Here is a 6,521-nt window from a genome sequence, read left to right as displayed (position 1 = left end):
CTCACATGGTGTATACAGTATCCAGTAGCCTGATGAAGGAGGCCGCTTTGTACACAGTCACCAACCCGGCGACGGGCGAGCTGGTCGACGAAATCCCGAACGCGGCCGACGAGGAGGTCCGCGGCGCGATCGACCGGGTGCACCGCGGGTACGCGGCCTGGCGGGCCCGGCCGGTCGCCGAACGCGCGGCCATCGTGCTTCGGGCGGGGGAGCTGTTCGCCGAGCGCGCGGACGAGCTCGCGGCGATCATGACGGCGGAGATGGGCAAGCGGATCAACGAAGGCCGCGGCGAAGTGGGTGTCGTCGCCGACATCTTCCGGTACTACGGCGAGCGCGGCCCGGACCTGCTGGCGGACGAGCCCTTGGCGATCCGCGGCGGCGAGGCGGTGCTGACGAAGGAGCCGATCGGGGCGCTGCTGGGCGTGATGCCGTGGAACTTCCCGTGTTACCAGGTCGCCCGGTTCGTGGCGCCGAACCTGGTGCTGGGCAACACGATCCTGCTCAAGCACGCGTCGATCTGCCCGCGCTCGGCGGTCGCCATCGAGTCGGTGTTGCGGGACGCCGGTGTGCCGGCGGACGCGTACGTGAACGTGTTCGCGTCGAGCCGTCAGGTGCCGTGGATGCTGGCGGATCCGCGCCTCGCGGGGGTGTCGCTGACCGGCAGCGAGCAGGCGGGCATCTCAGTGGCGGCCGAAGCCGGGCGGAACCTCAAGAAGTGCGTCCTGGAACTGGGCGGCTCGGACCCGCTGATCGTGCTGGACACCGACGACCTGGACGAGACGGTCAAGATCACGGCGACGGCCCGGATGCGCAACTGCGGCCAGTCGTGCAACGCGCCGAAGCGCATCATCGTGCTGGGCGAGCTGTACGAGGAGTTCACCGACCGGTTCGCCAAGCGCGTGACGGAGTACTACGTCCCGGGCGACCCGGCAGACCCGTCGACAACGCTGCCCCCGCTGGCCTCGACGGCAGCGGCGGAAGAGGTGGCGGCCCAGATAGAGACGGCGATCCGCGAAGGAGCAACGCTGCGCGCGGGCGGCCACCGCATCCCGGGCCCGGGCGCGTACGTGGAGGCGACGGTCTTGACGGACGTGACCCCGCAGATGGCGGCGTACCACGAGGAGATCTTCGGCCCGGTGGCGTTGCTGTTCCGAGCGGAGACGGAGGAGGAAGCGGTGGCGCTGGCGAACGACACGCCTTTTGGTTTGGGTGCGAGCGTGTTCGCAGCCGACCGAGCCCGCGCGGCCCGCGTGGCACGGGGGATCGAGGCGGGGATGGTGTACGTGAACAAGTCGGGAGGCTCGGAGGCGGACCTGCCGTTCGGCGGGATCAAGCGGTCAGGGATGGGCCGGGAGCTCGGGGCGCTGGGGATCGAGGAATTCATGAACAAGAAGCCGATACGCCTCTGACCCGCTTCAGCGGCGAGTCATCCCTCGGACTCGCCGAGCAGGGCGCGCACCTCCTCGGCCTCCGGCGCCCTCAACTCCGCATACGCGACCAACGCCGCTTCCAGGTGGGAAGTTGCCTCAAGATGGTTCCCGGCAGCCCGGTGGGCCACCCCCAAACCGTGCTGGGCGATGGCGCGTTCACGGAGGTGACCAGTCCGGCGGGTCAGCGCCAACGCCTTCTCGTACAACGAAATCGCCTCGTCCCCCGTCTTCGTCGCCGCCAGGTCGTTGAGGGCGGTGACCTCCAGGTTCGTGTTGCCGCCCGTGCGGGCGAACTCCAACGCGCGGCGGAAGTGGTCGTCGGCTTGCTTCGGGCGGCCCAAACCCGCATACGCGCTGCCCAGCGCCGCCAGCACCGGGGCGCCCAAACCCGCTGAGCCGAGGTTCTCGGCGATGCGGCCGCTTTGCCGCAGGTACTCCACCGCCTTCACGTGGTTGCCGCACCAGCGGTGGTGTTCTCCGATGTTGCACAGCGCTATTCCCTCCAGCAGCGCGTGCCCCGTCCGGCGCGCCGCCGCGAGGGCCAGGTCGAGCTGCTCGCGGGCCTCCGGGCGGCGGCCGCGGATGTCTTCGATCGTGGCGATGCTGTTGCGGGTCATGCTTTCCAGCAGGTCGTTCCCTTGCTGCAACGCCAGCGACAGAGCCTGCTCGAGGTGCTCGGCGGCCGCGTCGAAGCGGCCGAGGAAGTTCAAGGTCATGCCGACGGCCTGGTCGGCGAATCCCCGTTCGCGCGTGCCGGGACGCGTCAGCGCCAGCGCGGTCGTGTGCAGGGCGAGTGCTTCGTAGTGGTGCGCTGCGATGTAGAGATACCGCCAGAGCGTCGCCGACAGGCGGACCACGTGCCCCGCCAGTGCCTCCGGGGCACTCGCCGCCAACGCCAGCATCGTCGCCCGCTCGGCGTCCAGCCACGCCCGCGCGGCCTCGCCGGACGCGAAAGAAGGGCGTGGCCCGGCCACGGGCGGGCGCAAGTACGGCTCGTGCGGCGAGAACCGGTCCATCGCCGCCGACGCCCAGCTCAGGTAGTGGTCGAACAGCCGGGTCGACGCCGCGAGCCGGACGGCGGGGTCGTCGGCCGCCACCAGCTCGGCGGCGTAGAGCTTGACCAGGTCGTGCATCCGGAAGCGGCCCGGCTGGTGCTCCTCCAGGAGGTTGGCCGCGCACAGCACCCGCACGGCCCGGGCGTCCCCGAGCAGGGCCGTCGCGGCCGCGCGGCCGATGTCTTCGGCGGGGACCAGGCCGAGGAGGCGGAACGCGGCGGCCGCGGCCGGCGGGAGAGACCGGTAGGAGGCGTCGAACACCGCCCGCAGGCTCGCGGCCAGCTCCCCGGTGTCCAGGGCGTCCAGCCGGCTTTCGCGCAGCTCGGCGGCCAGCGCGGCGAGCCGCCGCTGCGGCTGGGCCGCGACGCGCGCGGCGACGATCGCCAACGCCAGGGCCAGTCCGCCGCACAGGCCGAGGATCTCCTGCGCCGCCTCGGGTTCTTCGGCCAGCCGGGCCGCGCCCAGCTTGTGCGCGAGCAGCTCCCGCGCCTGCTCTTCGTCGAGCGTGCGCAGTGGCAGCGCGCTCGCGCCGTGCGTGGTGAGCAGGCCGCCGAGCTCGTGCCGGCTGGTGACGAGGACCGAACAGGACGGCCCGCCGGGCAGCAACGGCGTCACGTGCCGGGTGTCCCGCGCGTTGTCGAGCACCACGAGCAGCCGCCAGCGGGCCGTGAGGCTGCGGTACAGCGCCGCCTGCCCGTCCGGCTCCGGCGGGATCGACGCCGGCGCGACGCCCAGCGCGCCGAGGAAGCCGCGGACGGCGCGCTCGGCGGGCACCGGTTCGCGGACCGGGTCGAAGCCGCGCAGGTCGGCGTACAACTGGCCGTCGGGGAACCGGCTCGCGTGGTCGGTCGCCCACCGCACGGCCAGCCACGTCTTCCCGAGACCGCCCGCGCCGGAGATCACCGCGACGGCGCCGTCACGGGCCAGCATCCGGTCGAGGGCCGCCAGTTCGGCGGTGCGCCCGGAGAACGCGGGTGCCGCAGCCGGGAGCTGCCGCGGTTCCGGACCGGTGCCGCCGCCGGTCAGGATGCGTTCGTGCAGGCCGCGCAGCCGCGGGCCCGGGTCGGCGCCGAGCTCGTCCGCCAGGCGGGCCCGGACCTGTTCGTACTCGCGCAGCGCGTCGGCCGGGCGGCCGTCGAGGAACAGCGCTTCGATCCGCTGCGCCGCCGCCCGTTCGCCGCTGACGCCGTCCGGGACGGGCTGGGCGAGCACGGCGGCGTGGGCGCCGGTGCGCAGCCGGAGGTCGTCGCGGTCGAGCAGGGCCGCCTCGCGCTTGCGCTCCAGCTCGCCGCGGACACCGTGCACCCACGGCGAGTCCAGCTCGCTGAGCGGCGTTCCCCGCCAAAGCGCCAAGGCCTCGTCGTACAGCGCGAGCGCGGCGTGGTCGTCCGTCGTCGTCCTCGCCCGCCGGAGGAGGCTTTCGAACCGGTGGACGTCCACCACCAGCGGATCGGCGACGAGGCGGTAGCCGTCACGCTCGCGCTCGATCGTCACGCCGTCCAACGCGCTCAGCAGCGCACGCAGCCGCGAGACGTACGCGTACAGCGAGTTCCTCGGCCGCCGCGGTGGCCGTTCGCCCCACACCCGGTCGACGAGCCGGTCGACCGGGACCGCCCGGCCGGCGTCGAGGAGCAGCACCGCCAGCACGTCACGCTGCCGCGCGTGCCCGATGTCGAGCCGGGCGCCACCGGCCACGACCTCGACGGCGCCCAGCACCCGCAGTTCCACCACGACCGGTCCCTCCCTGCCTCAGGCGTAGCGGATCGGCGTCCCGCGGGCAAGGTCCGGGCAAGGTTTTCCCAATGGCCCCGGCGCACCGTGGCGGCACGGACGACCAGGGGAGCCGAGATGATCACCGACACCTACCTCCGCGTACGCATGGCCGAGGTCCAGCAGGAGTTCGCCGCCGCCCGGTGGTGGCGGCGGATGACGCGCCTGCTGGCCCGCGCCCGGAAGGCGCGGAAGCGGCCGTGTTGTCAGAACTCTGATAACCCCGCTGGATGACCTTCGCCCGGCGGAGTGGTGTCGTTCAACGGTGTCGCCCTGACGTGCAGTTTACCGTCCGTTAGCCTGTTCGGTCGATTGCGGTGGAGTCGATCACGGTGTCGAATAATCGCCTACAAGGATTAATCGCCGTGAGGAGCTGGCTGTGCACTGGGGGACCGCGCTCGAAGACGGAGGAGCGGCGGGGCTCGTCCGTCCGTACTTCCGCACCCATGGCCGGACGCGCCCGACGCGGGACCTCCCCGTCGAGACGCTCGTCTCGACCACCGCGCGGGGGCGGGCCATGACGCGGGGCAGCACGCCCGAAGAGTCGGAAATCTGCGTGCTGTGCCGCACTTCGCAGTCGGTGGCCGAGGTGGCCGCGCGGCGGCGGCTGCCGCTCGGGGTCGCGCGGGTGCTGCTCTCCGACCTCGCCGACCGCGGCCTCGTCGCCGTGCACACCGCGAAGCGGGGCAACGGCAACCGGCCGAGCATGGACCTGATGAAGCGCATCCTGCACGGACTCAGCCGGCTGTGAACCCCCGGACCAGCCGCGCGAACTCCGCCGGCTGGTCGAGCGGCAGCAGCGTGTAGCTGTCGGCCACTTCGACGAGCTTTCCCTGGGGGAGCAGGGCGGCCAGCCGCCGGCCGTGCTCGAGGGGCATCACGCGGTCCTCGGTGGCCCAGACGACCAGCGCCGGCCGGTCGAAGCCCGGCAGCCGCTCGGCCGCCTCCAGCAGGATGTCCGGCGCGGCGGCCGCCGAACGCAGGACGCGGACCGTGTCGCGGCGGATGCCGGGCTGGCTCAGCAGCGGCCGGATCCAGCGGGCCGTGACGGCGTCGCCGCGTTTCGTCAGCCACCCGAAGGCGATCGGGAGCCGGCGCACCGCGCGCAGCCGCATCTGCTGCATGAACGCCCCGAACAGGCGCGGCGAGAGTTTCCCGGTCAGGAACAGGGTTTTGCCGGTGAGGCCGGGCGGGAAGTTGTCGAACGCGTCGCAGGACGCGAGCACGACGCGGCTGACCCGCGGCGCGTCGTCCGCCATGAGCAGCTGCACCAGCGCGCCGCCGGTGTCGACGCCGACCAGGGTGACGTCCCGCAGGTCGAGACGCTCCAGGAACTCCGCGAGCAGCCGCGCGAGGCCGGGCAGCGACAGGTCGGCGTCGTCCCGCATCGGATGCCGGTGGGCGCCCAGGGGCAGCGTCGGGACGACGCACCGGATGCCGTCGAGGCCGGTCAGCGGGGCGTCCCACAGCGAGCCGTCCATCAGCAGGCCGTGGACGAAGACCACGGCCGGGCCCGCCCCGCCCGTGTCGGTGTACTCGACGGTGCCCGCGGACAGCTCGACCTGCATGTCAGCCTCCCAGTGATGTCCCCTGGGCAGAAGTGAACCACGTGGTTCGCAAACTGTCGAGGATCAGGGCGCCGCTTCCTCCCGTTCGACCGCCCGCAGCAACGCCGCGACGCCGGCTTCCGCGCCGTCACCGTCCGGGCTGGTCAGCAGGTCGACGAGGAAACCCCGCAGCGTCGCGAGGATCATCTCGGCGACTTCGAGCTTGCGCCGCTCCGGCCAGTGCGCCGGGCAGAACGACACCAGCGTCGGCAGGTACTGCTGGGACGCGCCCCGGCCGAGCGCGGCGTACCGGCCCGGGTCGTACATCGCCAGGCCCATCGCCTGGTCGAGGACGCGCCGCAGCTGCGTCTCCTCGTCGCGGAGGCTGGCCCAGGCGGCCCGGACCCGGCCGGTGAGCGTCGGCGACTCGGCGGCGACGGCCGTCAGCGCGTTGCCGATCCGCCGTTCGCGCAACGCGAAGACCACCTGCCGCAGCAGGTCTTCGGCGCCTTCGAAGTGGTAGAGCAGCACCTTGTGCGTCGTCCCCGCCGCCCGGGCGGCCCGCCGCAGCGAGAAGTCGACGAGCCCGGTCTCGGCGACGTCGTCGGTGATCTTGGCCAGCAGTTCCCGGCGCCGGGCCTCGCCACGGGGCGACCCGGCCGAGCGCCGGTAGCCGGGCCGGGCCGGTTCGTCGGTAGCGTTGTCCACGAAGGACAGCT

General features: G+C 72.8%; 6 protein-coding genes. 3 read left to right on the top strand and 3 right to left on the bottom strand.

The window, feature by feature from the left end; genetic code table 11:
* Nucleotides 1-47: 47 nt before the first annotated feature.
* Nucleotides 48-1,409 carry an NAD-dependent succinate-semialdehyde dehydrogenase gene (locus tag ACFVYA_RS22780; protein ID WP_387047687.1) on the top strand — a complete coding sequence of 454 codons (1,362 nt, stop codon included), beginning with the start codon at nt 48-50 and terminating at the stop codon, nt 1,407-1,409.
* A 17-nt stretch (nt 1,410-1,426) separates the two neighbouring features.
* Here the strand turns inward: ACFVYA_RS22780 and ACFVYA_RS22775 are convergent, their stop codons facing one another.
* The gene (locus ACFVYA_RS22775) at nt 1,427-4,216 is read right to left on the bottom strand and encodes a tetratricopeptide repeat protein (RefSeq protein WP_387047677.1); all 2,790 of its coding nucleotides are present in this window, start codon (nt 4,214-4,216) and stop codon (nt 1,427-1,429) included.
* Between the two features lie 117 nt (nt 4,217-4,333).
* On the opposite strand from ACFVYA_RS22775, the gene ACFVYA_RS22770 reads away from it, so the two are divergent.
* Nucleotides 4,334-4,489, top strand: a complete 156-nt coding sequence (locus ACFVYA_RS22770) for a hypothetical protein (protein WP_387047675.1) — start codon at nt 4,334-4,336, stop codon at nt 4,487-4,489.
* 145 nt (nt 4,490-4,634) lie between these two features.
* A complete protein-coding gene (locus tag ACFVYA_RS22765; protein WP_285993139.1) occupies nt 4,635-5,006 on the top strand; it encodes a DUF742 domain-containing protein in 372 nt (123 codons plus the stop codon).
* Here ACFVYA_RS22765 and ACFVYA_RS22760 read toward each other — a convergent pair.
* Together ACFVYA_RS22760 and ACFVYA_RS22755 are read right to left on the bottom strand one after the other, a co-directional pair.
* Nucleotides 4,993-5,823: an alpha/beta fold hydrolase gene (locus ACFVYA_RS22760; protein WP_387047674.1), complete on the bottom strand. Its 831-nt coding sequence runs from the start codon at nt 5,821-5,823 to the stop codon at nt 4,993-4,995. The genes ACFVYA_RS22765 and ACFVYA_RS22760 overlap by 14 nt on opposite strands.
* Nucleotides 5,824-5,886: 63 nt before the next feature.
* Nucleotides 5,887-6,510: a TetR/AcrR family transcriptional regulator gene (locus tag ACFVYA_RS22755; RefSeq protein WP_387047672.1), complete on the bottom strand. Its 624-nt coding sequence runs from the start codon at nt 6,508-6,510 to the stop codon at nt 5,887-5,889.
* Between the last annotated feature and the right edge of the window lie 11 nt (nt 6,511-6,521).

The organism is Amycolatopsis sp. NPDC058278 (assembly GCF_042881395.1).
Lineage (GTDB): Bacteria > Actinomycetota > Actinomycetes > Mycobacteriales > Pseudonocardiaceae > Amycolatopsis.
Note: the sequence above shows the minus strand (reverse complement) of the source record. Positions and strands in the feature narration are given on the sequence as shown.

Excerpts from the sequence above, each read along its gene's own strand:
- ACFVYA_RS22760 (WP_387047674.1), bottom strand. The coding sequence starts at position 5,823 with ATGCAGGTCGAGCTGTCCGCGGGCACCGTCGAGTACACCGACACGGGC.
- ACFVYA_RS22770 (WP_387047675.1), top strand. The coding sequence starts at position 4,334 with ATGATCACCGACACCTACCTCCGCGTACGCATGGCCGAGGTCCAGCAG.